The following is a 24,622-nucleotide window of genomic DNA, read 5'->3' as shown; positions in this document are numbered from 1 at the left end:
ATGGCCGAATTAGAAACCCAAGGCGGACAAGGTGCTACCCAAACCCTGGAATTGGACGATTTTTCCGCATTATTGTCCAAGGAGTTCAAACCAGGCACCGAGGCGGCCAATCAGGTCAATACCGCAGTAACAACGCTGGCGCAATACGCGTTGCAGGATGTTTCCAAAGTATCCGATGATGCCATTAAAACTATCCAGTCGATTATTTCCAGCCTGGATCAGAAAATCACCGAACAATTGAATCTCGTCATACACCATCCCGACTTTCAAAAACTGGAAGGCGCTTGGCGCGGCTTGCATTATTTGGTCAACAACACCGAAACCGACGAAATGTTGAAAATTCGCGTGTTGAATATCACCAAAAACGAGCTGGGTAAAACCCTGAAAAAATTCAAAGGTACCGCCTGGGACCAAAGCCCGCTGTTCAAAAAACTGTACGAAGAAGAATACGGCACGTTTGGCGGCGAACCCTTCGGGTGCTTGGTGGGCGACTACCATTTCGATCACAGTCCGCAAGATGTGGAATTGTTGGGCGAGATGGCAAAAATCAGTGCCTCCGCGCATACCCCGTTCATTTCCGGCGTGGCGCCATCGGTGCTGCAAATGGAGAGTTGGTCTGAATTGGCCAATCCACGCGATTTGACCAAAATTTTTCAAACGCCGGAATACGCGGCTTGGCGCTCGTTGCGGGAGTCCGAAGATTCCCGTTACCTCGGTTTGGCTATGCCGCGCTTCCTGAGCCGTTTACCTTATGGCTCGAAAACCGATCCGGTCGAAGAGTTTGATTTCGAGGAAGATACCTCTGGCGCCGATAGTAGTAAATATACTTGGTCCAATGCTGCTTACGCGATGGCAGTCAATATCAATCGCTCCTTCAAATATTACGGTTGGTGTTCGCAGATTCGCGGTATTGAATCCGGTGGCGCAGTGGAAGGATTACCGGTGCATTCGTTTCCGACCGACGAAGGCGGCGTCGACATGAAGTGCCCGACCGAGATCGCCATTACCGACCGCCGTGAAGCGGAATTGGCCAAAAGCGGTTTCATGCCCTTGTTGCACAAAAAAAATACCGATTTCGCCGCGTTCATCGGTGCGCAATCGCTGCAGAAACCGGCCGAATACACCGATCCGGATGCTACCGCCAACGCCAATCTGGCTGCGCGTCTGCCTTACTTGTTTGCCACCTGCCGGTTTGCGCATTATCTGAAATGCATCGTTCGAGACAAAATCGGATCGTTCAAGGAACGCCAAGACATGCAGGCGTGGTTGAACACCTGGATCAGCCAATACGTGTTGACCAACCCCGCTGTGGCTACCGAAAAAGATAAAGCGCGTCGACCATTGGCTGGTGCGGAAGTGGTGGTCGAGGAAGTCGAGGGTAATCCTGGATATTATCAATCTAAGTTTTTTCTGAGGCCGCACTATCAGTTGGAAGGCTTGACGGTTTCCTTGCGACTGACATCTAAATTACCGTCGCAAAAAGGTTAGGTCCTATTCGTTGAATAAGGCTAGGAAGTACGCTAGTTGCCGGGGCAGTAATACGAAATTCCCGGCAGTGGCGGTCAGTCGTTTTATATCCCGGCTTGCCGGAGCTGTAAATCTGTGGGTGGATACCCGTTTATATTTTTTCACTAACTTCGAAAGGAGAGCACTATGATCTTATTAAAATTCGCGACCGAAATTAAAGGCGATAGCACCGTAGCCAGCCATACGGACTGGATTACCGTGGACAGTTTGCAAATGGGCGTAGGTCGTGCCATTTCGACCAGCGGCGTCGGCAAAGACCGCGATACCAGCAATCCTTCGTTTTCCGAAGTCACCCTGACTAAAAGCATGGACATCGCGTCCGTGGACCTGTGGATGCAGTCCATCTGTGGCAAAAGCTTGGGTACAGCAACATTCCATTTCATCCAAACCGGCGGCGCAGATGCCAAGGGTCAAGTGTATCTGGAAATCGAACTGTCCGACGCTATCGTCAGCGGTTACAGCCAATCCAGCGGTGGTGACCGCCCTCACGAGAGCATATCCATCAACTTCAACGAAGTTAAAATGAAGTACAACACTTTCGGCGAAGGCGAAGCACCAGCCGCCGGCGCATTCAAAGGCTGGAACTTGATGAAAAACGAAACCGTGTAATCCCCGACCCCGGTGGAACCAACACCACTGGGGTTATTTTTGCACTCATCGGAGAATCGTATGCAGGACGTTTCACGTCTTATCGCCGAAGGCGAGCTGGACGCGGCATTGCAGCAGACCCAGCAGCACATCAGGCAAAATCCGGCCGATCCTAAATCTCGGATCCTGCTGTTTCAGCTGTATTGCGTGCGGGGCCTATGGGACAAGGCGCTAAATCAACTTAATGTGTTGCGCGACTTGGACGCCTCCACCTTATTGATGGTTAGTACCTACGAACAAGTTTTACTCTGTGAAGCCTTACGCAAAGACGTGTTTGCCGCACGCAAAACGCCGCTGATTTTTGGCGAGCCGCCAGCGTGGTTGGCTTTACTGTTAGAAGCGTTAATACGGGAAAACAGCGGTGATTTTCAGCAGGCCGTGGCATTACGAACTGAGGCTTTGCAGCAGGCACCGGCTACTGCCGGAGCGTTGGACGGTACACCGTTTGAATGGTTAGCAGACGCTGATAGCCGTTTGGGACCAGTGTTGGAGGCCATCGTCAATGGCCGCTATTACTGGGTGCCGTTTATGCAGATCAGCAAGATACAGCTGGAAAAACCCACCGATTTACGCGACTTGGTATGGATACCGGCGCAATTTACCTGGATCAATGGCGGCGAAGCCAGCGGCTTGATACCTTGCCGTTATCCGGGCTCGGAAGCCGACTCGGACGCCCGCATCCGCCTGTCGCGTTTAACCGAATGGAACGAAGTCGCCGAGGGTGTCATGCATGGTAAGGGGCAACGCCTATTGGCCACCGACGTGGACGATTATGCGCTGTTGGATGTCCGTACCATAGAGTTCAATGCGCCGGCAGGGCTGGAATAATGGCCGATTTACTGCATGCGGAACGTCTTCAACCATCCTTGCTGGATCGGTTGACCGATGAAGCTCCCGACAAACGCGCGGAAACCCGTGAGCAACGCGTCATGTCCTTACGCCAGTTGCGGCAAAGCGTATTACGCGATTTAAGCTGGCTGCTGAATACCGCCGCTTTCGAGAGTATGGTCAATTTGGCCGACTATCCGTTTGTAGCGCGTTCGGTACTGAATTACGGAACACCAGTCTTGTCCGGCGTTTCGCTGACCGGGATCGATGTTAAAAAGATTGAACGCAAGGTTAGGCAGGCAATTAATGATTTCGAGCCGAGAATCTTGGCGGATTCGCTGTCGGTGGAATTGGCGAAAGCCGATGATCAAATGAATCACAAGGCGCTGTCGTTTCGTATCGAAGGCGATTTGTGGGCGCAGCCGTTGCCGATACATTTATACATTCGCAGCGATCTGGATCTGGAAACCGGCGAAATCAGCGTCAAGGAACTGGACGGTTAACCATGGATCCCCGGCTGCTCAAATACTATAACCGCGAATTGCAATACGTCCGTGAAGTAGGCGCGGAGTTTGCCACAGAGTTTCCGAAAATAGCCAATCGCTTGGGGTTGGATACCTTTGAATGTTCCGACCCCTACGTAGAGCGCTTATTCGAAGGCTTCGCTTTTATGGCGGCTCGGGTGCAATTGAAGGTCGATTCCGAATTCCCCAACTTTACCCAGCAATTATTACAGATTATCTATCCGCACTATTTGTCGGCTACGCCATCGATGACCGTGGTGGAGTTGAAACCCGATTTTGCCGAAGCGGCTCTGGCAGACGGGATCACGATAGCCAAGGATACCGTGTTGCGCAGTCAGATCGCCAGAGGCGAACAAACCGCCTGCGAGTACCGCACGTCGCAAGACTTGCAACTGTTACCGTTGCAGATAGGCCAAATTGAATATCTGCCAAGTCTGGCCGCCGTTTCCAGTCGCGGCTTGACGGCCAAGCATTTTCGCGGACCGGTCAAGGCGGCGTTACGTATCGTCCTGAACAGTGTCGGCGGTTTAAAGTTCAACGAAATTGCCCTAGACCGATTGCCGCTGTTTCTGCGCGGTGTCGGCAATATCCCGTATCGCTTGTACGAACAACTGTTGGCAAATGTAAGCGGCATCGTCGGCAGTTTCCAGAACGGTGTTTCGACGGAATTTCGTACGCTGTCTGCAGGGGTAGTACGCGGTCTGGGTTTCGAGCCGGATGAGGCTTTACTCAGACAGACGCCGCGCTCGTTCGACGGTTATCGAATATTGCAGGAATATTTCGCTTTCCCTGATCGTTATCTGTTTGTCGAGCTGGGCGGGTTGGATGACGTGGCCGCCGTCTGCGATAGCGAACAGATCGAGCTGTTCATACTGTTTGATAGAAGTGAGCCGCAACTGATTAATGTTTTGGATCAAAACAATTTGGCCTTGTTCTGCGTGCCGGCTATCAACTTGTTCCCTAAACGTGCCGACCGGATTCATATCGACCAGCGTCAGTCTGAATATCACGTTGTGGTGGATCGCAGCCGGCCGATGGATTACGAAGTTCACAGCGTCAATGAAGCCACCGGTTTCGGTGCCGATCAGGGGAGCGAACAAGCATTTCTGCCTTTTTACGGCTCTAAAGCGTCCTATCAACACGCCGGTGAAACCGCATTTTTCAGTCTACGGCGCGTGAATCGCGTGCTGTCATCCAATCAACGTAGAAAAGGCGTGCGCTCCAGCTATATCGGCAGCGAAGTTTTTGTCTCGTTGGTCGATGCGGCTCAGACACCTTATTCCAGTAAGTTGGCGCAATTGGGATTGGAAACATTATGCACCAACCGTGACTTGCCGCTGGTGATGCCTGTCGGTCAAGGCGATACTGACTTTACCTTGCAGGTTAGTGCGCCGGTGAAGTCGATACGCTGCATCGCCGGCCCGACTCGGCCGCTGCCCGCTGCTTATGAGGCGGATACCGTGTGGCGCCTGATCAATCATTTGTCACTGAACTATCTGTCGCTGCTGGATACCGATGCCAAGACCGGTGCGGCGGCATTGCGGGAATTATTGGGCCTGTATGCCGATCAACGCGAGCCGGCTATCAAGAAGCAGATCGAGGGCGTACTTTCCGTCGCTGCGAAAAATGTGGTCAGGCGCATCGATGCCAAGGGGCCGATGGTGTTCGGGCGCGGCCTGGAAATTACCGTCACGCTGGACGAGTCGGCGTTTGAAGGTGGTGGCTATTTTCTATTGGCAACGGTATTGGAGCGGTTTTTCGCTCGGTATGTATCGATCAATTCTTTCGTCGAGACGGTGGTGCGTACCAGCGACCGCGGTGAAGTGGCACGTTGGCCTGCGAGGATGGGATGTCGGCACACGATTTAATTGGTGAATTGACGAAGGATGCGTCGCGCTTCGATTTTTTTGAGGCGGTGCGCTTGATCGAATGTATGAACAGGGACAAACCGCGCTTCGGCACCAGCGTCAAAGCAGTTGATGATGCTGTGCGTTTTTCCCAGGAGCCGGAGCTGGAATTTCCGGCTACCGCAGTCGATCACTATTCTCCTGGCGGCACGGGTTCGACTAAACCGAGGCTGGCAGTCAATTTTATGGGTTTGTTCGGTCCCAACGGTCCGCTGCCTCTGCATTTGACCGAATATGCCCGGGAGCGGCAGCGCCACCATCACGATCCGACGTTCTCTCGTTTCGCCGATGTATTTCATCATCGCATGATTAGTTTGTTTTACCGGGCTTGGGCTAATGCCCGGCCTGAAGTGCATTACGACCGGCCGGATACGGATCGCTTCGGGTTTTACGTGGGTGCCATGCTGGGTATATCCGGGGCGCCGTTTCAGAACCGGGACGCACTGACAGATCGGGGCAAATTGTTTTATGCCGGGCATTTTGCCGCGCAGACCAAACATCCTGCAGGTTTACAGGCCATTGTCTCGGATATTTTTAAAGTGCCGGTGCGCGTTGCAGAATTCGTTGGCGAGTGGATGGACATTCAGCCCCGTGAGCAAACGCGTTTGGGCTGGAGCGCAGACACCTGTTCTCTGGGGAGCTCTGTTGTGATCGGCGCCAGCGTCTGGGGTTGCCAACATAAATTTCGTGTCGTTATCGGGCCGTTGCGTCGCAGCCTGTATTTGGCCTTGCTGCCGGGTGGGGCGTTATTGCCCAAGTTGGTGGCTATCGTCCGCAATTATGTCGGTGACGAAATGGTCTGGGACGCGCAATTGATCCTGGAAAAGGCCGAAGTGCCGGAAGAACTGGCCTTAGGAAAACCCGAAACGCCCGGCGCGAATAGTATGAACGGCGATGCGCAATTGGGTTGGAGTACTTGGTTGGGACCGCGTCGCGGTGCAGGCGATGCCGATGATTTAACGCTTAATCCGTTTATACAGGCTGATGCTGCCTGCTGAACCACACTTAAACTTTAGCGAGGAATAAACACCATGGCGGAAATTAGCCGAGTCAAGTTGTTTGGGAAATTGAACAAGGTTTGTTACAAAGCCGTCGAGGGTGCGACGGTGTTTTGCAAACTAAGAGGCAACCCCTATGTCGAGTTGGTGCATTGGTTAAGCCAACTGCTACAACTGCAAGACTCCGATTTGCACCGCTTGGTGAAGCATTACGGTTTGGATGCCTCGGTCATTGCCAAGGACGTGACTAACGCGCTGGACCGCTTGCCGCGCGGTTCTACGGCTATTTCCGATTTTTCGCCGCATATCGAGGATAGTGTCGAACGTGGTTGGGTATTCGGCACGCTGATGTTCGGGGAAGCCCAGGTACGCAGCGGTCATTTGTTGGTCGGCATGTTGAAAACCAAATCCTTGCGCAACGAGTTGCTGGGAATTTCCAAAGAGTTCGAAAAACTCAAACCGGATACGGTTTCCGACGAGCTGCCGAAGATTGTGTCCGGTTCACCGGAAGACGGTTTGGTTGCCAATGATGGTTCGCTGGTTGGAGCTACGCCCGGTGAAGCCAGCGGCGCTATCGCACCGGCAGCGATGGGTAAGCAGGAGGCGCTGAAACAATTTACCGTTGACCTGACCGAGCAGGCGCGTAACGGCAAAATCGATCCTATCGTTGGTCGTGAAGAGGAAATTCGGCAGGTTATCGATATTCTGATGCGCCGCCGGCAGAACAATCCGATTCTGACCGGCGAAGCGGGCGTTGGTAAAACTGCGGTCGTCGAAGGCTTTGCGCTGAAGATCGTCGCCGGCGACGTGCCGCCGTCATTACGCGATGTGAGCTTGCGGACCTTGGATGTCGGCTTGCTGCAGGCCGGTGCCAGTATGAAGGGCGAATTCGAAAACCGCCTAAGGCAAGTTATTGAAGAAGTACAAGCCTCGCCCAAACCCATCATTCTGTTTATCGATGAAGCCCACACCTTGGTCGGTGCCGGCGGCGCGGCGGGTACCGGCGATGCCGCCAATTTATTAAAACCGGCGCTGGCGCGCGGTCAATTGCGCACCGTGGCGGCCACTACCTGGGCGGAATACAAAAAACATATCGAAAAAGACCCGGCCTTGACCCGGCGTTTTCAGGTCGTGCAAGTGTTGGAGCCTAGCGAAGCCAAAGCCATCGGCATGATGCGCGGCGTGGTGTCGGTGCAGGAAAAACATCACCAGGTGTTGATTCTGGATGAAGCACTGGAAGCCGCCGTCAAATTATCCCACCGCTATATCCCGGCCCGGCAATTACCGGACAAGGCCGTCAGTTTACTGGACACCGCCTGTGCCCGGGTTGGCATTAGCCAACACGCGGTGCCCGCCGAAGTAGACGACTGCCGTAAACGTATAGAAGCCTTGGAAACTGAGTTGGCGATTATCGGTCGGGAAAAAGCAGTCGGTGTCGAAGTGGCTGCGCGGGAGCAAGCGGCTAACGAAAAATTGGCTGCCGAACAGGAACGGCTGGCTGGTCTGGAAGAGCGTTGGAATGCCGAGAAGGAATTGGTCGGCAAGATTTTGGAATTGCGCGGCAAACTCAGATCGGCTGGACACGCTGTTGATGCAGCCGAACCGGCGGAGGGAGATGCCAGTAGTGAGGCCAATGACCGCGATAATTGGTTAACTGAATTGAAAGCCTTGCAGGCTCAACTCCACGCACAACAAGGCGAGTCACCATTAATTCTGCCAACCGTCGATCAACAGGCTGTAGGCGCTGTTGTGCAAGATTGGACCGGCATTCCGGTTGGCCGGATGGTGAAAAATGAAATCGAAACGGTGTTGAAACTGCCGGATTTACTGGAGCAGCGCATCATCGGCCAACGCCACGCGCTGGAGATGATCGCCAAGCGCATCCAGACTTCGCGCGCCGGGTTGGATAACCCGAACAAGCCTATCGGCGTATTCATGCTGGCCGGTACTTCCGGCGTTGGTAAGACCGAAACCGCGTTGGCGCTAGCCGAAACATTGTACGGCGGCGAGCAAAACGTCATCACCATCAACATGAGCGAATACCAGGAAGCGCATACCGTTTCCACCTTGAAAGGCGCGCCTCCGGGCTATGTCGGTTATGGCGAGGGCGGCGTGTTGACCGAAGCCGTGCGCCGCCGTCCTTACAGCGTGGTGTTGCTGGACGAAGTAGAAAAAGCCCATCCCGACGTGCACGAGATTTTCTTCCAGGTGTTCGACAAAGGCTGGATGGAAGACGGCGAGGGCCGGGTGATCGATTTCAAAAATACCTTGATCTTGCTGACCACCAACGCCGGCACCGACTTGATTGCCAACTTGTGCAAAGACCCGGATTTAATGCCGGAGCCGGAAGGCATTGCCAAGGCTTTGCGGGAGCCCTTGTTAAAAGTATTTCCGCCAGCCTTGCTTGGACGTTTAGTCGTTATTCCTTACTACCCTCTCAACGACGAAATGATAGGCGCAATTGCCCGTTTGCAATTGGGCCGGATCAAAAAACGCGTCGAAGAATCGCATAAAGTCCCGTTCAGTTACGACGACGAAGTCATCAAACTCATTGCCAGCCGTTGTACCGAGTTGGAAAGTGGCGGGCGGATGATAGACGCCATTTTGACCAATACCGTGTTGCCGAAGATCAGCGAGGAGTTTTTGACCCGGATGATGGAGGGAGTCGCGATTGAGCGAGTACACGTTAAGGTTGAGAATGGGGATTTTGGGTATGGGTTTGAGTTTGAGTGACGCACGCGGTCTCTGATCCAGATACGTAGCGTTATTCGCATTCGCTCAACGCCATAACAAAAGAGAAATGCGTCGCTCGTCAACTTATTCGCCCACTTTAATGAGGTGCTCCGCAAATGGCATGGTACGAAAAACTGATTGACGGTACTGCGGTAAAAGACAAAAACGTCGTTTCCTGCAAGGCAAGGTTCCCTCCCCTCCCGGAGCGACCGGACGTTTTGGCATTTACAATGTCGTGGATTGTTCATTGTCCATTGGCCGAATCGATGACAGTCAAAGTTCGATTACCGGGGAATACACGCTTACCGGTACTCTTGATATGAGCGGCGATTCCTGTCTGTTGCCGTGGGGATTTGACCGGCTGTGCTGGATGCCGCTGGGTACGCAATCAAAATTTTTGACTTATCAACTCAACGGCTGTGGCGTTCTGATTTCGGGTGACCGAGGAAGTCCGGTTGTCGTTCATGCCAATGAAAGCGGTAACAACTTAAATAAAAGTATTCAAAGCGATGGGACTAAGGTTGGCGAACAACACCTCTCCTAAATTTTGCGGAACTGAAGTTTTGATATTTTCCGCATTTTTGTGCTGCGGCATGCGGGCGATTTAAGGCGCCAATTATTTTTGAGGTAATCGATTATGGGTATGCAACATTTTTGCGCGATTGGCCACGGCGGGATTCTTGTAGATGGGACGGACGATCCCGATACACTAACCTTACCAAATAATGTTTGGGTTGTCTTTTATGTGCCACCAGGGCAAGAGATTAGTGCCGATTTAGCGACGAGCCTAAAAGATGAAATCATGAAAAAAAAATTCCAGAATAAATCGGATCTCGAAGGTGGATTGTTGAGATTACGCGGAAAGCTTGAGATGAAGCCCATAGAGAAGAATACCCCGCTTACCAATTACAGTCATTTGATGCCCAGTTTTGGAGCGGATTGGCCCTCCCTGATTACGGGCGGGCAGGCTGCTGACAAGTTTTTGTTTAATTACATTGTCCACGGCCCCGGCCCAAAGGATGATCCTAATCGCCACAGTTTTGGATGTTTTGCAACCAGTGGTTGGGATGGTTCCGACAAAAAAATAACCGACCGGAAATTCGGCTTGGATACCGATGAGATTACGTTGAACGAAATACTCAAATTCGCTACCGAAATAGCAGGAAATACCAATGATACTTGTGTTGTCCATTGGCTGGCTTGCCGTGTTGAGAATCGGACCGGCACACCTACGCCGCCAAATAAAGCTAAAACCCAGATACAAAGATTTTGTTTGAATAAATCTGCAACGAAAACAACACCCTAGAAGGCTGTTGAAATACCGTTGAACAAATGTTTTTGGAGCGACAAGCTGGCTATATATTGTGGTTTATATGAAGACTTTTTAGTAAATGTAGATTGCGCTAACGCGCCAAATATAGAAATTCAACAATCTGTTAAGTAGGCTTATAAGCTAAGTCTTTTGGCAAACGCAAGGTGATAATATCTAACGGCATAGCGAAATGCTGGTCAACTATGTGAAATATTTAGACTTACAAGAACGATTTTTTTTGGAGATTCAGTGATGGTATATAAATACGTTTGCAACAAATGCGGGACCAAAACCACCAAGAAGTTACCTTACGGCGACTACGACTGCGGCGAAGGCGGTTGCGATGGTCACTTGGCCTATTATGTCGACATGCCCATGCCGGAACCGTTAGCTCAGGGCTTGGTGGTAAATGATGCGGTAGGCGAGGTATTGGCTGGTAATTCGATTCTGGCAGGTGCTCTGCGCATGGTTTTCAACAAAACTGCAAAGGGTAGGAGTGCTCCGGGATCTACTAATGTGAATCATATCCATGTTGGCGGAAATGCACAGTTAAATCTATTGTTCGACAGCGTTTCTTACACAGTGCTTGGATTGGTGAATGGCCATATGGAAAAAGGAATGAGTCAAAAAATTGCCAATGAAGCCAGTCGTGTGATGCAACGGTTCGGCACGGGTACCACCACCCTAGTGATCGAAGGGGACAGCATTCGCCGCGGTTAATTGGCATCTGCCTATACAGCTATTTCTTGGCGGAATAAACGTAGCCGGTCAAAATTCAACATATCTTTCTAACTTAACTTTATGTCAGTCGATATTTCATTTAATGAGCAGCATTTAGCGGATCGATTATGGCCACTTGTTTAGATTTTGCAAAAATTGCGATTGCCGCATATTACAAAAATACCAATCAGTATTGTGCCGAGCCGCCGGGACACATGGTCGATGACTGGCAGGTGAAGAAATGGGAATCGGGGACTTGGTACGGTGACGGCTTTCAAGGCGGTATTTGGTGCAACAGCACCGATGTCGTGGTCGGTTGCTGCGGCACGAATCCGGGGCAAAAAGGAAAACTATTCTCCGATATTGGGGCGGACCTGAGAATCGGTTTGCGTATTCTGCCCAACCAATGCTCGTCGGCTCTGCAGATGCTGAAGGCCGCCAAGCAAATCGCTGGCGGCCGGCGGCTATCGCTAACCGGTCATTCGTTGGGTGGCGGTTTGGCGCAAGTGGTTGGTGTTTGGGAAGGTGTGCCGTTCGTGACCTTCAATGCGCCAGCGATGGCGCAAGTGATCAAGGCCGCGCACGTGAATATTTTGAAACCGCAAATGATGATTCGGACTTGGCAATCGAAAGGGGCTTCCGATTGCCCTGGCATCAATTTTCGAATAGCCGGCGATCCGGTTAGCGTGGAAGGCTTGGCTGGCGACCATGTCGGCATGGTGGTCGATTTGCCCAATGCCACCGGCAGCGGCGCTCACGGTAAAACCAATTGCTGGCAGGCGGTCTTGCAGACCGATTGGGCGAATATCGATCCTTTCGAAGGGCTGTAGGTCCGAATAGTGAAACGTATTCGGACTAATTAAAGTCTACATTCCTCCGAATACGCTAATGCTATTAGGAGTTGTGTGGGCGGCCAAATTAGCAATGCCGAAGTTTAGATTTTATTGAAGTTTGGGTGGGTGTGCCGTATCTTTGAAAAGCTGGCGATAAGCGCTCATTAGTTGCCTATGCATATTCCCTGTGAACAAAGATGACACATTTAAATTCAGTCAATGATTTGCGGGAATATATTAAAGGGCTGGGGGAGTTTCGGGCTCGGCCTATTGTTGCCGGACAGCATCCGACCTTGTATATAGATCATAGTCAAGGAGCGATGATTAAAGGTATACGGGAAAAGGACTATTTGTTTTCGCCTTGTAAAAACTGGGTGGAGCCGCATGAGCAAATGGGGCTTTCATTTTCCGCTGGATGGAATCATTTAAAAGATCAGATAAAATTAAAGCGTAAATGGAATAAAGATAAGTCGATTGATATTAACTGGTTATTGGCGAGCTTTGAATTGCCGGCTGGGTTAAGGTTTGTGCAAGATACTCGGGATAGTCAGCACTATTTGTTAACAGTCACCGAGCGCATGACCATCGACGCCTTAGTGGCAAAATTATTGATGATTGCCGATAGAATGGCAGTATATCCGCATGTGGAAAGGTTCTTGAAATGATAGCCTACAAGTATCCTGAGGAAAAAGAAATACTCATGCACTATGCTCATAAACTACAAGCAAATGGCATCATCGAGATTATTGACAAAGGATATGTAAAAAACGCCAACGAGGCCAAACTGCTGACGGCGTTTTTCTGGCAGATGGTCGACGAGTCGGTTAAAGATGCTGAGCAAGGTTTGGATGCTGCCGGTCATCGCGATCTTCAAGCCTATGATGAGTACATCATGAACACACTAAGATCTTATCTGGTTAACGCCGGATATGAAAAAGAATGGAGTGACGATGATGAGTCTGCGTAGTGAGAGAAACTGCATAATAAGCTGAACGGTTTTTCGATTTATATTTGAAAGGTGAACGGAAAGTGGGGAATACATGGCTGGCGCAGTGTCATTAACTAAAGTATCGATACCTAAAGCCTCGGCGATTTGCCAGGATATTCAACTGGATCAGCAGGCAACTGCAGGCCTGCTTGCCGACCCTGCGCCGGTTGATTTTTTGAATAAATTGCTCGAACAGCAACTTTATCCCGATGCCGTGCGTTTTATGGCCAGAGCGTTACCCAAGCGCGAAGCGACCTGGTGGGCCTGCCTTTCTGCGCGCAGTGTGGTGAGCCCGCAAACGCCCCCTGAAGTGGTTAAAGCGCTTGATGCTGCGGAGTTGTGGGTGTTTAAGCCAACCGAGCCGAATCGCCGGGCCGCTAACGCTGCCGCTCACAGCGCATCCTTCGAAAATCCTGCCGCATGGGCAGCCATGGCCGCGTTTTGGAGTGACGGCAGTATGGCACCGGAAGATGCGCCGTCGGTGCCTCCCGCGGATAATCTGACGGCCAAGGCGGTGGCCGGTGCGGTAATGTTGGCGGCGGTATTGACTCAGCCGGAAAAAGCCTACGAGAAATACCAGTTTTTTATCGATCAGGCTATTGATATTGCCAACGGCGGTAACGGCCGGCTTTGGCAGGCCGCTTAAGGAGATTGCGATGGGACAGCCGGCTGCACGTATAACTGATATGCATGTTTGTCCAATGTTTACCGGCCCCGTGCCGCATGTCGGGGGGCCGATTTTGCCTCCTGGTGCGCCCACGGTGATGATAGGCAAAATGCCGGCAGCACGCGCTACCGACATGGCGACTTGCGTTGGGCCGCCGGATACTATTGCCAAAGGCTCGGCGACGGTTTTGATAGCCAACATGCCGGCCGCCAGGATGGGCGATATGTGCGCCCACGGCGGCACCATTGTCCTTGGTTACCCTACGGTACTGATCGGTGGCTGACGCCGGCTTTATCACAAAATTATCGTTTTAGCGTTAGGATTTCACCATGCCACTTTCTCAAGAATCTCGCACCGCTTCGGTGGTGACAGCCGCCGGTGCGGATACCTTCGTGCTGTATCGGATGACTGGTAAAGAACAATTGAGCAGTTTGTTTGAGTACGAGTTGGAATTGCTGAGCGAGAACGGCGATATTGATCTGCAAACGGTGTTGGGCACCAGCATTACCGTCAAACTGCAACTCGACAACGGTGCGCTACGGCCGTTCAACGGCATTGTCACGCAGATAAACCAATTCGGTATGCTCGGCGACCTGTATTTCTACCGGGCTATCGTACATCCGAAAGTGTGGTTACTGACGCAAGCCAGTAACTGCCGGGTTTTATCGCCGGCGCCGGCAACCAAAAATGTACCGGACATGGTCAAGGCTGTCCTCGCCGAGCATGGTTATACCGACGTAACCACAAAGTTTTCCACCACCTACCAGCCCCGCGATTTTTGCGTGCAGTACCGGGAAACCGACTTCAATTTTATTAGCCGGCTGCTCGAAGAAGAAGGTATCTACTATTACTTCACGCATACCGACAGCATTCATTCGCTGGTGTTGTGCGACGACATTACCATGTTGACGGCTGCGACACCGGCCACGGTCAAATACTACCCTGCCGCAAACCAGGGCGGGCGCGACGAGGAACATTTTTACCAATGGCGGCTTGGACGGCAAATTCGTTCCGGCAGTTACCGCTTAAAGGATTTTGATTTCGAGGCGACAACCGCGCCTTTGGACAAAGTCAAAGAGCTGCCTGGCGAACATGCTCAAGCCAGCAAAACCGTCTACGACTACCCGGGGGAGTTCAAAGTAGACAGCGAGGGTGAGCGTTACTCGCGCCTGCGCATGGAAGAACTGCGCGCGGAGCACGAGCAAACCGTTGCGCTCGGCAATGTGCGCACGCTGGCGGTAGGACAAAAATTCACCTTGTCGGAATTTCCGCGCGCCGATCAAAACCGTGAATATCTGACGGTATCCACCCAATTCCAGATCCAAAACAACGACTACGGTATTGCCGAAGCGGGCGGCATGGACGAGTTTCAATGTACCTATTCCGTTATCAGTACCGAATACGCCTACCGTCCGCCTCGGCGCACCCGTGTGCCGGTAGTGCAGGGTGTGCAAACCGCCATAGTCGTCGGTGGCGGCGGCGACGAAATCCTGACCGATCAATATGGCCGGGTTAAGGTGCAATTTCACTGGGATCGGCTCGGCACAAAAAATGAAAATAGCTCATTTTGGGTGCGGGTTGCGCAAATATGGGCCGGCAACAATTGGGGGTCTATGTTTATTCCGCGCGTCGGCCAGGAAGTGATCGTCGATTTTCTGGAAGGCAATCCGGATAACCCTATCATCACCGGGCGCGTGTATAACGCCCAACAAATGCCGCCGTATGCTTTGGATGCCAACAAAACCCAAAGCGGTATTAAAACCCGCAGCACGCCGAATGGGGCCGCTGAAAATTTCAACGAAATTCGCTTCGAAGACAAGAAAGGTAACGAAGAGCTCTACATGCACGCCGAGAAAAACTTTACGCGCATCGTTGAAAATAACGACGTGCAAAAAATCGGCTTTGAGAAAAAAGATGCCGGCGACCAAACCGTGGACATCTACAATCACCGCACCATCACGCTGGATCAAGGCAATGATAAATTGACGGTCAAAACTGGCAATCACACCGTTGAAATCAATAAAGGCAACGACAGTTTGACCGTCAGCCAGGGGAATCGGACCATCAAGGTCAGTGCCGGCAGCATTTCCGAGGAAGCCGGGCAGTCCATAGAGCTCAAAGTGGGCTCCAACAGCATCAAAATCGACAACAGTGGCGTTACGATCAAAGGCATGACCGTTAAAATCCAGGCAGACACCCAGGCCGAGTTGAAGGGCTTGCAGACCACGGTGAGTGGTGATGGCATGCTGACCCTTAAAGGCGGGATGGTGATGATCAACTGATGATCATTTTTCCGCCGCGCGAAACCAACCGGATAGAGTAAGGATAATGCTGGAATACAACAGGGATAAAGGACGCCGGGCCGGCGTCGAGCTGGGTCGCGACGACAATTCGTCCATCCTGGCTACAGCGTGTGCCTGGATGGAGGCATAGATGGCCGGATGGAAAGATCCCAGGCCAACGGGCTCCGAGATCCGGCCACGCAACATCGATGCCGGCACGACGATCCGCGATTCTTCGCCACGGCCGACCCCCATAGGCGTATTACCCGGCCAACCGGCCAAGGCCGCGCCGCGCATAGTTCCGACTCGTAGCGGTCTGCCGATATTAAAGCCCGGCTCGCAAGGTGCCGAGGTTCGGCAGTTGCAAAGCCTACTTAACGCCTGTCTTAGCCCATCGCCAAACTTGGTCCTTGATGGGCGATTTGCTCAGGCTACCGCGAATGCCGTGCGCCAGTATCAAAAAAGCGTCGGCATTAACGCTGACGGTATCGTCGGTAAAGACACCTGGTTTTATCTGCTGAAAGGGGATAAAGCGCAAGTTGCTGCACCGATGCCGCCACCCGCAAGTGCCAGTAGTAGCGCAGTCCAATCGACTCCCGCACCTAACATGCCTATGCCGATACCGATGGAAACGGTGGGGAGCTGGACGCTGGAACGCAAATTCTCCGAAGCCCTGCGTTTAACCGCGCCGAAACTGTCTGGCAGTATGCGCCGCGAGTTTGAAGCGCTGCTCAGTCCGGAAAGCTTGGCGATCATGGCCGCAACATTGGTGATTTGGGCGGGCGCCCATGTGTTTGGCGTTGGCGAAATCGTCGATATTCTGATGTTGGTGGGCGGCATCCTGATGTTCGGACTGGCGGTATTCGGCGTCGCCCGCGACCTGGGCGAATTTTTGGCGATCACAGCCACCGCCGGTAACGAACAAGATCTCGACGAAGCCGCCACGCACCTGGCGGACGCCATCGCGGTGATCGGTGTCGCGGCCTTTGTCGCGCTGTTAGCAAAAGTGCGCTCGCTACGCGGAAAAAAAGGCTTGGCCCGCGAATCGGGAGCCGCCTCGGAAGCGGTAACGCCATCGCAAGCAACCGGCAAAACGGCATCCGGTAAAGCGCCGGCGGGTGCGGCGGCGGAGGGTGAAGCCGCCGGCGGGGCCTCCACCTCTAAACAAACCGCATGTCCGGGTAAGGATTGCAAAACCGCCGGTGAGCCGATCAGCATGCTTACCGGCGAGGAAATGCTGGAAAAAATCGACTTTACTTGGGATGGCCCATTGCCCTTGCCTTGGCGGCGTTATTACCGTAGCAGCCAATCCGATGTCGATCACCAATTGGGCTACGGCTGGCTGACGCCGTTGGACGAGTGGCTGGAAATCGGCGAGCGCGTGACGTTCTGCAATGCCGATGGTCAGCGTATCGATTTGCCCTTGCCCAAGCCCGGAGCCCATAGCATTAATCTACCGGAACAAGTTCGCTTGTACCGGGAAAGCGGCCAGTATCGCATCGTCGAACCTAGCGGATTGGCGAAAACCTTCACCGGTCGGTCTGGCCGTTGCCCTTTGCGGGCCTGGCACAACAGCCAGGGTCAAAGTCTGTATTTTCATCGCGACGCCAACGGCGACGTCGAACGCATCTCCGCCAGTTGGAACAAGCATTTACTGCTGGAACGCCAAGGCCGGCGCATCGTTTCTATTCGTCCCGGCAAACGACAAGGGAGCGGATTCGAAGCGGCCGGCGACCCGTTGGTAAATTATCTTTATAGCGACGAAGGTGACTTAATCGGCGCTCACGACCGCCTCGATCAAGGCGAAAGCTACGCTTATCGCAACCATGTCATCGCCCGCCGCACCCTGCCCAGCGGCTTTAACTTTTACTTCGAATGGGATCAAGACACGCCGCAAGGCAAATGTCTGCACAACTGGGGCGATAACGGCGTTTACGATTACCGCTTCGAATGGTTGCCGGACGGCGTCAGCCATGCCATCGATTCGCGCGGCGGCGTCGCAGTGTATCGCCACGATCCGCAAGGCCTGTTGCTTTCCGAGCGCAGCCCGGAAGGCCGGGAAACCCGCCACAGCTACAACGCCGACAATCAACTGGCGCAAACCGTGGCACCGGACGGCGGCGTCACCCGCTTTAGCTACGACCAGGAAGGCCGCTTGGTCGGCGTGTCCGATGCGCTGGGCTTTAGCCAACGCGTCAAATACGACAAACAAGGCCGTCCGGTCGAACTGATCGATGCATTGGATCAGCGCTGGCTGCGCCGCTACGACGCAGGCGGCCGTCTGGAAGAAACCGTCGCCGCCAACGGCGCGGTCACCCAATACCAATACAACGCCCAAGGCGTGCCGGTGCGCATCACTGATGCACTGGGCCGAACCCGCTCGCTGTTGTGGGACGAGCAATTACGCCTGGTCGGCGAGATCGGCTTCGACGGCATCAAGACCCGCTACCAATACGACGATGACGAGCGTATCGTCGCCATCGTCGATCAAGACAAACGCACCACCCGTTACGGCTACGACGCGGCCGGCCGCGTGACTGCGGTACAACACGCGGACGGCAGCACCGTGCAACTGCGCTACAACGCCGCCGGCCTGCTGACCCACTACATCGACGGCCTGGGCCACACCACCGAATACCGCTACGACGACGGCCTGTCCCAACCCACCGCCCGCATCGATCCGCTGGGCCACGAAATGCGGTATCGCTATGACAGCGAACGCAACCTGATCGGCCTGATCAACCCGAAAGGCGAAACCTACAGCCTTAACTACGACCGCGACGAAAATCTCATCGAAGAAATCGGCTTCGACGGCCGCATCCAACGCTACCGCTACAACGCCGCCGGCGCGCTGGAAGCCTACCTGCAACCCGGCGCCGACGGCGATTGGAACGTCACCCGCTTCGAACGCGACCGCCTCGGCCGCTTACTGAAAAAACACGCCGCCGACGGCAGCCTGAGCCAATACGGCTACGATCCGTTGGGCCGCTTACAACTGGCGAAAAATGCCGACAGCCTGGTGCTGCTAGGCTACAACGCCCTGGGCCAGATCAACCAGGAAAATCAGAACGGCGCCATCGTCCGCCACAAATACGACCTGCTGGGCCGACGCATCCACACGGAAACCCCGAACCGGCACCGCATCGACTACCGTTTCGGCGAGCGCTACCTGGATAGCATCGAACTCGACGGCCAAACCCTCACCAGCCACCGCTACGACGACCTGGGCCGGGAAATTGGCCGCAGCCAAGGCCTACTCAACACCGACTACGACTACGATCCGCTGGGCCGCCTATTGCGGCAACGCGTCGCCGGCAAAGGCCAAGCGCCGCTGATCGGTCGCCAGTACAGCTACGATACGGCCGGCAAACTGCGCGAACTGGATGACCTGCGCCAAGGCCGCAGCCAATACCACTACGACCCCGCCGCTCGCCTGATCCGCAGCGAAGGCCTCAGCCCGGAAAGCTTCGTCCACGACCCGGCCGGCAACCTATTGGGCGCCAGCGCCGAAGCCGGCCTCGTCGAAGGCGACCGCTTGCTGATGATGGGCGACCGCCACTACAGCTACGACGCCGCCGGCAACCTGATCGAAGAAAAACGCGGCAAGGCCGGCCATATCGTCACCCGCTACCAGTACGATAGCGACAACCGCCTGATTCGCGCCGAAACGCCGCAAGGAATCAGCGAATACCGCTACGACGCCTTGGGCCGGCGCATCGCCAAGCATACCGCGCAAGGCGAAACCCGCTTTCAATACGACGGCCCGCGCCTGCTGGCGGAAATCGATAGCCAGTGCAGCCGCACCTACCTGTTCGAACCCGGCAGCTTCCGGCCCTTGGCGCTGTACGAACAAGACAACAGCCAAGCCAGCGGCACCACCTACCACTACCACCTGGACCATCTCGGCACGCCCAGGGAGCTGACCGATACCGATGGCAGAATCGTCTGGTCCGCCCGCTACCGCGCCTACGGCAATCTGGCCCTGGCCGACGTCGAAGCCATCGACAACCCACTACGTTTCCAAGGCCAGTATTACGACCAAGAAACCGGTTTGCACTACAACCTGAATCGATATTACGATCCGAATGCGGGGCGGTTTATTCATCAGGATCCGATTGGGTTGGAAGGCGGGAATAACCTATACCAATATGTGCAAAATCCGCTTAATTGGATTGATCCTTTGGGTTTAGATTGGAATTATTTTTTAACAAACTCTAATGGAGAAGTTTATTACCATGGCCGTGCCTCTGATAATGAGACTCTGGCAGATGTGATGGGGCGCCATTCCAGAACCAAAGGCGCGGATGGGATGAGATTTGGTGCAGGAGACAAAATATCACAGGTTACGCCAAATGGAACGCCTTATGATACGGTTAGAGGCATTGAGCAACGCGGTATCGCAGAAAATGAATTATTAGGCCGAGGAAGTCCGAACGTGAGGGGTAATAAAATTAATGGCATATCTGAAGTTAAACAAAACTCGGTACAAGGTCGCCTTAGAATGGACACGGCAGACGCTCATCTAAAAGAAAATGGAGTTAATCGCGTGAGCGACCTTAAACCAATAAAGACCGAATGTGGGGCGTAGTTGTATGAATGAAGTAGATGAAAAAGCACTCCAGATATTGCGCAAGTATAATCTGACTCGCCCGGAAGATACTTTGCAAGCTGATTTCATATATGCAAAGGATAAAGGGCTAATGTTCGATAAGGAGAATATTAACCATGACGAAGCCGTCAGGGCTTGCTTTGAGATTTTTTCCGATTGCCGCAAGGAACATTTTACAAATCTTTTTTTGGCTAGTCTTAGTATCAACAGACTTGATTATCGGAGTGGATTGGCAGCATATGCAATCATGCAGTCATTTCCGCATCACGAATTTGACATGCTGGATGGGCACTATTGCAAATTGTGCTCCTATCCAAAGCAAAGGGTTGTAGATCTTTCCGCGCTTAACAATTTGCGCTTTTTTTGTGGTGGACTATTTTCTGGAAGTCCAGCTGAGATTAGTTTTTTTCTTTTGCAGCATCAAAAGTTGTCTGATGTATATCCAAATACTTTGGATTTCGAAATATTTGGAAGCATTTTGCAGGCAATCAGACGGGCAGATCAATTAACTACAATTTCAACTCTTCAAAAGCAATTAAAAAGTATTCTATCTTTTAAAGCGACCAAGGAGCAGATAAAAGTTCTCCTCGAAACACTTGGCTATTGTGGCGTTTTGCAAACACCAAGTCACGAAGGACTGTTGCATAGATATGTGAATATAAGTTTGGCTCCTAGAAAGACACGTAGTTCGGATTGGAAATACCCCGTGGATTTTTGGACAGGAAAAGATGGAGTGAATCGAGATAACTTTATGTATTGGTTCGGGCATTACAAAGAGCTGAAGCAGTATATCAACTAGCCAATTATTCCGGGACAGCAACCTGATCGAAGAAACGCTCGGAACGGCGGGACAAATTAAGGCCGGCCAAATCTCATTCGCTACCATATGATAGCGACAGCCGCCTGATTCGCGCCGAAACGCCGCAAGGAATCAGCGAATACCGCTACGACGCCCTGGGCCGGCGCATCGCCAAACACACCGCGCAAGGCGAAACCCGCTTTCAATACGACGGCCCGCGCCTGCTGGCGGAAATCGATAGCCAGTGCAGCCGCACCTACCTGTTCGAACCCGGCAGCTTCCGGCCCTTGGCGCTGTACGAACAAGACAACAGCCAAGCCAGCGGCACCACCTACCACTACCACCTGGACCATCTCGGCACGCCCAGGGAGCTGACCGATACCGATGGCAGAATCGTCTGGTCCGCCCGCTACCGCGCCTACGGCAATCTGGCCCTGGCCGACGTCGAAGCCATCGACAACCCACTACGTTTCCAAGGCCAGTATTACGACCAAGAAACCGGTTTGCATTACAACCTGAATCGCTATTACGATCCTAATGCAGGGAGGTTTATTCATCAGGACCCGATAGGGCTATTGGGTGGGAATAACCTATACCAATACGTACCGAATCCGGTGAATTGGATTGATCCTTTGGGATTGACGTGTTCGGAAACTACAAATAGTTTGCCAGCAAAGGGGTATCACAAAGAAGTTTACGCAAGTAAGCCCGTAAAACCCGAGAACGCAGTTGATAAGTGGGATGAGTTCCTAGGGCCTGGACCTCACTCAAATATACACCCTAGAACGGGATTACCTGATCCTGACCGTATTGTTTCAGCTGATGGGAAACGGAGTATTCGATATGGTTCTCATGAAATGAATAGCACTCCAACCAAACATCATTATCACGAAGAAACATGGACATTTGATTCTGTAAGTAATGTTATGAATGTAGATAACAAAGTTGTTCGCGTCCCACTTCCTAAGAATTAATTATGATTATCAAGATAATAAACATTGATTCATCTAAAGGTAAAAAAAACATCAAGTTTGAAACTCCTGTTGGAGTTGGAAGAGGTATTTGGGAGGGTGAATTGTTGGCGGCAGGACAATTAATCGATGTCGAGATAGATGTTGAGGACACTTTGCAGTGGGGAGTGACTCTATCAATTTCAAATAATAAAACTAGTGGGATAGCGTTAGATAATAATGGATTTTCCTTTGTTGCAGAAGTGGTTTCATATGAAGGCGATGGGTGTCTTGTAATTAAATTGGCAGAAAGTATTATTTTGTTAGATGTAAATGGTATGCCAAGTGATATTCATGGGTGGGTTCAAGGCAAAGCCGACACTGTGAGATTATATCCAACGAATTTGTGACTACAGAATCGATGCTGATTAAGTCTCCCGTGTAATTACGACTTGCGGGGAGGATTGCCGTCAACTTACTCGTCCGCCAGGAATCTTACAGATCCGCAAGTTTGCCCTGAATCAAAAGGCTTCGTCCTAATAGGGGCGGCGCCTGCTAACGAACATGTAAGTCCGGCCAAATCGTCACCCGCTACCAGTACGATAGCGACAACCGCCTGGTCCGCGCCGAAACGCCGAATGACACCGCCCAATACAGAGATGGCCCCAAAAAATTGGACAGCCGACTAAGTGAAAAACCCTGCTACTTTTGAACGTCCGTAAGGACAAAAAATGGAGCAGAAGATGTCCAAAAAACCGAGAAGGAAACATTCACCGGCCTTCAAAGCCAAAGTTGCGCTGGCGGCCTTGGCGGGCGATAAAACCTTAGCCCAATTGACGCAGGAATTCGAGGTGCATCAAAATCAGATTGTCGATTGGAAAAAGCAGCTGAGCGAGCGGGCTGCCGAAGTGTTTGGGAAGCCTGCGGAGTCCGAATCGCCGCCGGTCGATCTGCAAGCCCTGCATGCGAAAATCGGCCAGTTGACGTTGGAGAATGATTTTTTACTTGTGCCCTGCGGGGTAGAGGGCGCGCTCACCAAGGCGGGATTGCTGAGCGCAAAGCGATGATCGACCGTCAAGCCAAGTTGCCGATTGGTCGGCAAGCCAAGCTATTAGGTATCAGTCGTGGTAGTGTGTATTACTTGCCCAAGCCAGTTGCGGAGCGCGATTTAGACATTATGCGCCGCCTCGACAAACTGCACCTGAAGCACCCGTTTATGGGCGCTCGCCAGTTACGGGATCAGCTGAATCGGCAAGGCGTCCAGATCGGCCGCAAGCGTGTGAAAACCTTGATGACGAAAATGGGCATCGAAGCGGTGTACTGCAAACCCAATACCAGTAAGAAGACACCAGGCCACGAAATCTATCCCTATCTGCTGCGCGGTATGACCATCAACCGAGCCAATCAGGTTTGGGCCCTGGATACGACCTATATCCCGCTGGCCAAAGGGTTCGCGTATTTAACGGCAGTCGTCGATTGGGCCAGTCGCAAAGTGCTGGCCGCCAAGGTCGCGATCACCCTGGAAGCCTGTCATGCCGTGGATGTGCTGGAGCAAGCCCTCAAATACTATGGCAGACCGGACATCGTCAACACCGACCAAGGCAGTCAGTTTACCGCCAAGGCATTTGTCGACGCGGTGAAAGGCCAAGGTTGTCAGCTCAGCATGGACGGTCGGGGCGTTTGGCGGGATAATGTGTTTGTCGAGCGGCTATGGCGTTCGGTCAAGTATGAGCGGGTTTACCTGCATGCTTACGATTCCGTCGGCCAAGCCCGCGCTTCGATCCTGGATTATTTCGAGTGGTACAACCACGATCGACCGCATTCCCGTTTGAAACGAAAAACGCCGCATCAGGCGTATAACGATGGGCTGCCAAGCATCAACTTGGCAGCCTAAACCATGGCAGGGATTTCACTTTAAATCAGCGATTTTCTGTTCAAAACATTGGGGCCACTTCTTTATTTGAGAAACAACGGAGGATTTCCAAATTCGAATTATGTTAAGGGAAACCTACACGTATTTTCGATTGATGGGTTTATCCCTATTAAATATGGATTCCTACCTATCGAGAGGCTAGTAAGGGATATGCAGGTATCTGAGCCCGATGGTTGTTTTCTGCCTTTTGCCAATGATGCTGGCGGTAACATATTCTACATGTCATTACTGGATGATGACTATGAACGTGTATATCTACTCACCACTGATACAGCCGACAAGATATACGTATGCGGCTCCTTTGACGAGTTCGTGGCTGCTCTTTATAACGAGTGACGCATATTGCAAAAATTTATATGTTGAA

General features: G+C 52.5%; 23 protein-coding genes. 22 read left to right on the top strand and 1 reads right to left on the bottom strand.

Features of this window, described 5'->3' with window-relative positions:
• The 16 genes from tssC (at nucleotide 1) to EBB_RS01270 (ending at nucleotide 15,967) form a co-directional block, all read left to right on the top strand.
• Complete coding sequence (gene tssC, locus EBB_RS01345; RefSeq protein ID WP_192392135.1) at nucleotides 1-1,488, top strand: type VI secretion system contractile sheath large subunit; 1,488 nt, start codon at nucleotides 1-3, stop codon at nucleotides 1,486-1,488.
• 165 nt (nucleotides 1,489-1,653) lie between these two features.
• On the top strand, nucleotides 1,654-2,136 hold the full coding sequence (locus EBB_RS01340) for an Hcp family type VI secretion system effector (RefSeq protein ID WP_192392134.1): 483 nt from the start codon (nucleotides 1,654-1,656) through the stop codon (nucleotides 2,134-2,136).
• A 60-nt stretch (nucleotides 2,137-2,196) separates the two neighbouring features.
• Nucleotides 2,197-3,003, top strand: a complete 807-nt coding sequence (locus tag EBB_RS01335; RefSeq protein ID WP_192392133.1) for a type VI secretion system accessory protein TagJ — start codon at nucleotides 2,197-2,199, stop codon at nucleotides 3,001-3,003.
• Complete coding sequence (gene tssE / locus EBB_RS01330; RefSeq protein WP_026603015.1) at nucleotides 3,003-3,506, top strand: type VI secretion system baseplate subunit TssE; 504 nt, start codon at nucleotides 3,003-3,005, stop codon at nucleotides 3,504-3,506. The genes EBB_RS01335 and tssE overlap by 1 nt, the downstream gene beginning before the upstream one ends.
• Nucleotides 3,507-3,508: 2 nt before the next feature.
• Nucleotides 3,509-5,395: a type VI secretion system baseplate subunit TssF gene (gene tssF, locus EBB_RS01325; RefSeq protein WP_192392132.1), complete on the top strand. Its 1,887-nt coding sequence runs from the start codon at nucleotides 3,509-3,511 to the stop codon at nucleotides 5,393-5,395.
• Entirely contained in the window at nucleotides 5,377-6,432 is a 1,056-nt protein-coding gene (gene tssG, locus EBB_RS01320) for a type VI secretion system baseplate subunit TssG (RefSeq protein ID WP_192392131.1), read from the top strand. Before tssF ends, tssG begins: the two co-directional genes overlap by 19 nt.
• A 33-nt stretch (nucleotides 6,433-6,465) precedes the next feature.
• Complete coding sequence (gene tssH, locus EBB_RS01315; protein ID WP_192392130.1) at nucleotides 6,466-9,165, top strand: type VI secretion system ATPase TssH; 2,700 nt, start codon at nucleotides 6,466-6,468, stop codon at nucleotides 9,163-9,165.
• A gap of 319 nt (nucleotides 9,166-9,484) precedes the next feature.
• Entirely contained in the window at nucleotides 9,485-9,709 is a 225-nt protein-coding gene (locus tag EBB_RS01310) for a hypothetical protein (RefSeq protein WP_192392129.1), read from the top strand.
• A gap of 93 nt (nucleotides 9,710-9,802) precedes the next feature.
• On the top strand, nucleotides 9,803-10,471 hold the full coding sequence (locus EBB_RS01305) for a putative adhesin (protein ID WP_192392128.1): 669 nt from the start codon (nucleotides 9,803-9,805) through the stop codon (nucleotides 10,469-10,471).
• 255 nt (nucleotides 10,472-10,726) lie between these two features.
• The gene (locus tag EBB_RS01300; RefSeq protein WP_195880851.1) at nucleotides 10,727-11,197 is read left to right on the top strand and encodes a carbohydrate kinase family protein; all 471 of its coding nucleotides are present in this window, start codon (nucleotides 10,727-10,729) and stop codon (nucleotides 11,195-11,197) included.
• 128 nt (nucleotides 11,198-11,325) lie between these two features.
• Nucleotides 11,326-12,027 carry a Tle-like phospholipase domain-containing protein gene (locus tag EBB_RS01295; RefSeq protein ID WP_192392126.1) on the top strand — a complete coding sequence of 234 codons (702 nt, stop codon included), beginning with the start codon at nucleotides 11,326-11,328 and terminating at the stop codon, nucleotides 12,025-12,027.
• Nucleotides 12,028-12,227: 200 nt separating this feature from the next.
• Complete coding sequence (locus EBB_RS01290; protein ID WP_192392125.1) at nucleotides 12,228-12,695, top strand: hypothetical protein; 468 nt, start codon at nucleotides 12,228-12,230, stop codon at nucleotides 12,693-12,695.
• Complete coding sequence (locus tag EBB_RS01285; protein WP_192392124.1) at nucleotides 12,692-12,997, top strand: hypothetical protein; 306 nt, start codon at nucleotides 12,692-12,694, stop codon at nucleotides 12,995-12,997. The genes EBB_RS01290 and EBB_RS01285 overlap by 4 nt, the downstream gene beginning before the upstream one ends.
• 85 nt (nucleotides 12,998-13,082) lie before the next feature.
• Nucleotides 13,083-13,664, top strand: coding sequence for a DUF6931 family protein (locus tag EBB_RS01280; protein WP_225892927.1), 582 nt, complete (start codon nucleotides 13,083-13,085; stop codon nucleotides 13,662-13,664).
• Between the two features lie 10 nt (nucleotides 13,665-13,674).
• Entirely contained in the window at nucleotides 13,675-13,968 is a 294-nt protein-coding gene (locus EBB_RS01275) for a PAAR domain-containing protein (RefSeq protein ID WP_026147045.1), read from the top strand.
• 46 nt (nucleotides 13,969-14,014) lie between these two features.
• Entirely contained in the window at nucleotides 14,015-15,967 is a 1,953-nt protein-coding gene (locus EBB_RS01270) for a type VI secretion system Vgr family protein (protein WP_192392123.1), read from the top strand.
• 3 nt (nucleotides 15,968-15,970) lie between these two features.
• Here EBB_RS01270 and EBB_RS26620 read toward each other — a convergent pair whose 3' ends face one another.
• Nucleotides 15,971-16,264, bottom strand: a complete 294-nt coding sequence (locus EBB_RS26620; RefSeq protein WP_229427567.1) for a hypothetical protein — start codon at nucleotides 16,262-16,264, stop codon at nucleotides 15,971-15,973.
• Here EBB_RS26620 and EBB_RS01265 point away from each other — a divergent pair.
• The 6 genes from EBB_RS01265 to EBB_RS26615 all read left to right on the top strand — a co-directional run bounded on the left by EBB_RS01265 (nucleotide 16,158) and on the right by EBB_RS26615 (nucleotide 24,594).
• Nucleotides 16,158-20,555: an RHS repeat-associated core domain-containing protein gene (locus tag EBB_RS01265; protein WP_229427557.1), complete on the top strand. Its 4,398-nt coding sequence runs from the start codon at nucleotides 16,158-16,160 to the stop codon at nucleotides 20,553-20,555. The genes EBB_RS26620 and EBB_RS01265 overlap by 107 nt on opposite strands.
• A 4-nt stretch (nucleotides 20,556-20,559) precedes the next feature.
• On the top strand, nucleotides 20,560-21,375 hold the full coding sequence (locus EBB_RS01260; protein WP_192392122.1) for a hypothetical protein: 816 nt from the start codon (nucleotides 20,560-20,562) through the stop codon (nucleotides 21,373-21,375).
• Between the two features lie 104 nt (nucleotides 21,376-21,479).
• A complete protein-coding gene (locus EBB_RS26385) occupies nucleotides 21,480-22,349 on the top strand; it encodes an RHS repeat-associated core domain-containing protein (protein WP_192393499.1) in 870 nt (289 codons plus the stop codon).
• 2 nt (nucleotides 22,350-22,351) lie between these two features.
• Entirely contained in the window at nucleotides 22,352-22,735 is a 384-nt protein-coding gene (locus EBB_RS01250; protein ID WP_192392121.1) for a hypothetical protein, read from the top strand.
• A gap of 333 nt (nucleotides 22,736-23,068) precedes the next feature.
• Nucleotides 23,069-24,219, top strand: a protein-coding gene (locus EBB_RS01245) for an IS3 family transposase (RefSeq protein ID WP_371741529.1) whose coding sequence is annotated in 2 segments (ribosomal slippage) — nucleotides 23,069-23,332 and nucleotides 23,335-24,219 — 1,149 coding nt in all. Because the reading frame shifts where the segments join, the coding sequence is not laid out codon by codon here.
• Nucleotides 24,220-24,267: 48 nt separating this feature from the next.
• Nucleotides 24,268-24,594, top strand: coding sequence for an SMI1/KNR4 family protein (locus tag EBB_RS26615; RefSeq protein WP_225587195.1), 327 nt, complete (start codon nucleotides 24,268-24,270; stop codon nucleotides 24,592-24,594).
• Nucleotides 24,595-24,622: the final 28 nt, after the last annotated feature.

The sequence above is a fragment of the Methylomonas fluvii genome (assembly GCF_014850975.1).
GTDB classification, from domain to species: domain Bacteria; phylum Pseudomonadota; class Gammaproteobacteria; order Methylococcales; family Methylomonadaceae; genus Methylomonas; species Methylomonas fluvii.
The sequence above is the reverse complement of the archived record's forward strand: the minus strand, read 5'-3'. Positions and strand labels throughout refer to the sequence as shown.

Coding starts and splice junctions, on each gene's coding strand:
- EBB_RS01260 (WP_192392122.1), top strand. CDS start 20,560: ATGAATGAAGTAGATGAAAAAGCACTCCAGATATTGCGCAAGTATAAT.
- tssF (WP_192392132.1), top strand. CDS start 3,509: ATGGATCCCCGGCTGCTCAAATACTATAACCGCGAATTGCAATACGTC.
- EBB_RS01250 (WP_192392121.1), top strand. CDS start 22,352: ATGATTATCAAGATAATAAACATTGATTCATCTAAAGGTAAAAAAAAC.
- EBB_RS01285 (WP_192392124.1), top strand. CDS start 12,692: ATGATAGCCTACAAGTATCCTGAGGAAAAAGAAATACTCATGCACTAT.
- EBB_RS01295 (WP_192392126.1), top strand. CDS start 11,326: ATGGCCACTTGTTTAGATTTTGCAAAAATTGCGATTGCCGCATATTAC.
- tssC (WP_192392135.1), top strand. CDS start 1: ATGGCCGAATTAGAAACCCAAGGCGGACAAGGTGCTACCCAAACCCTG.
- tssG (WP_192392131.1), top strand. CDS start 5,377: ATGTCGGCACACGATTTAATTGGTGAATTGACGAAGGATGCGTCGCGC.
- EBB_RS01290 (WP_192392125.1), top strand. CDS start 12,228: ATGACACATTTAAATTCAGTCAATGATTTGCGGGAATATATTAAAGGG.
- EBB_RS01305 (WP_192392128.1), top strand. CDS start 9,803: ATGGGTATGCAACATTTTTGCGCGATTGGCCACGGCGGGATTCTTGTA.
- tssE (WP_026603015.1), top strand. CDS start 3,003: ATGGCCGATTTACTGCATGCGGAACGTCTTCAACCATCCTTGCTGGAT.
- EBB_RS01310 (WP_192392129.1), top strand. CDS start 9,485: ATGAGCGGCGATTCCTGTCTGTTGCCGTGGGGATTTGACCGGCTGTGC.
- tssH (WP_192392130.1), top strand. CDS start 6,466: ATGGCGGAAATTAGCCGAGTCAAGTTGTTTGGGAAATTGAACAAGGTT.
- EBB_RS01335 (WP_192392133.1), top strand. CDS start 2,197: ATGCAGGACGTTTCACGTCTTATCGCCGAAGGCGAGCTGGACGCGGCA.
- EBB_RS01275 (WP_026147045.1), top strand. CDS start 13,675: ATGGGACAGCCGGCTGCACGTATAACTGATATGCATGTTTGTCCAATG.
- EBB_RS01340 (WP_192392134.1), top strand. CDS start 1,654: ATGATCTTATTAAAATTCGCGACCGAAATTAAAGGCGATAGCACCGTA.
- EBB_RS26620 (WP_229427567.1), bottom strand. CDS start 16,264: ATGCGCGGCGCGGCCTTGGCCGGTTGGCCGGGTAATACGCCTATGGGG.
- EBB_RS01270 (WP_192392123.1), top strand. CDS start 14,015: ATGCCACTTTCTCAAGAATCTCGCACCGCTTCGGTGGTGACAGCCGCC.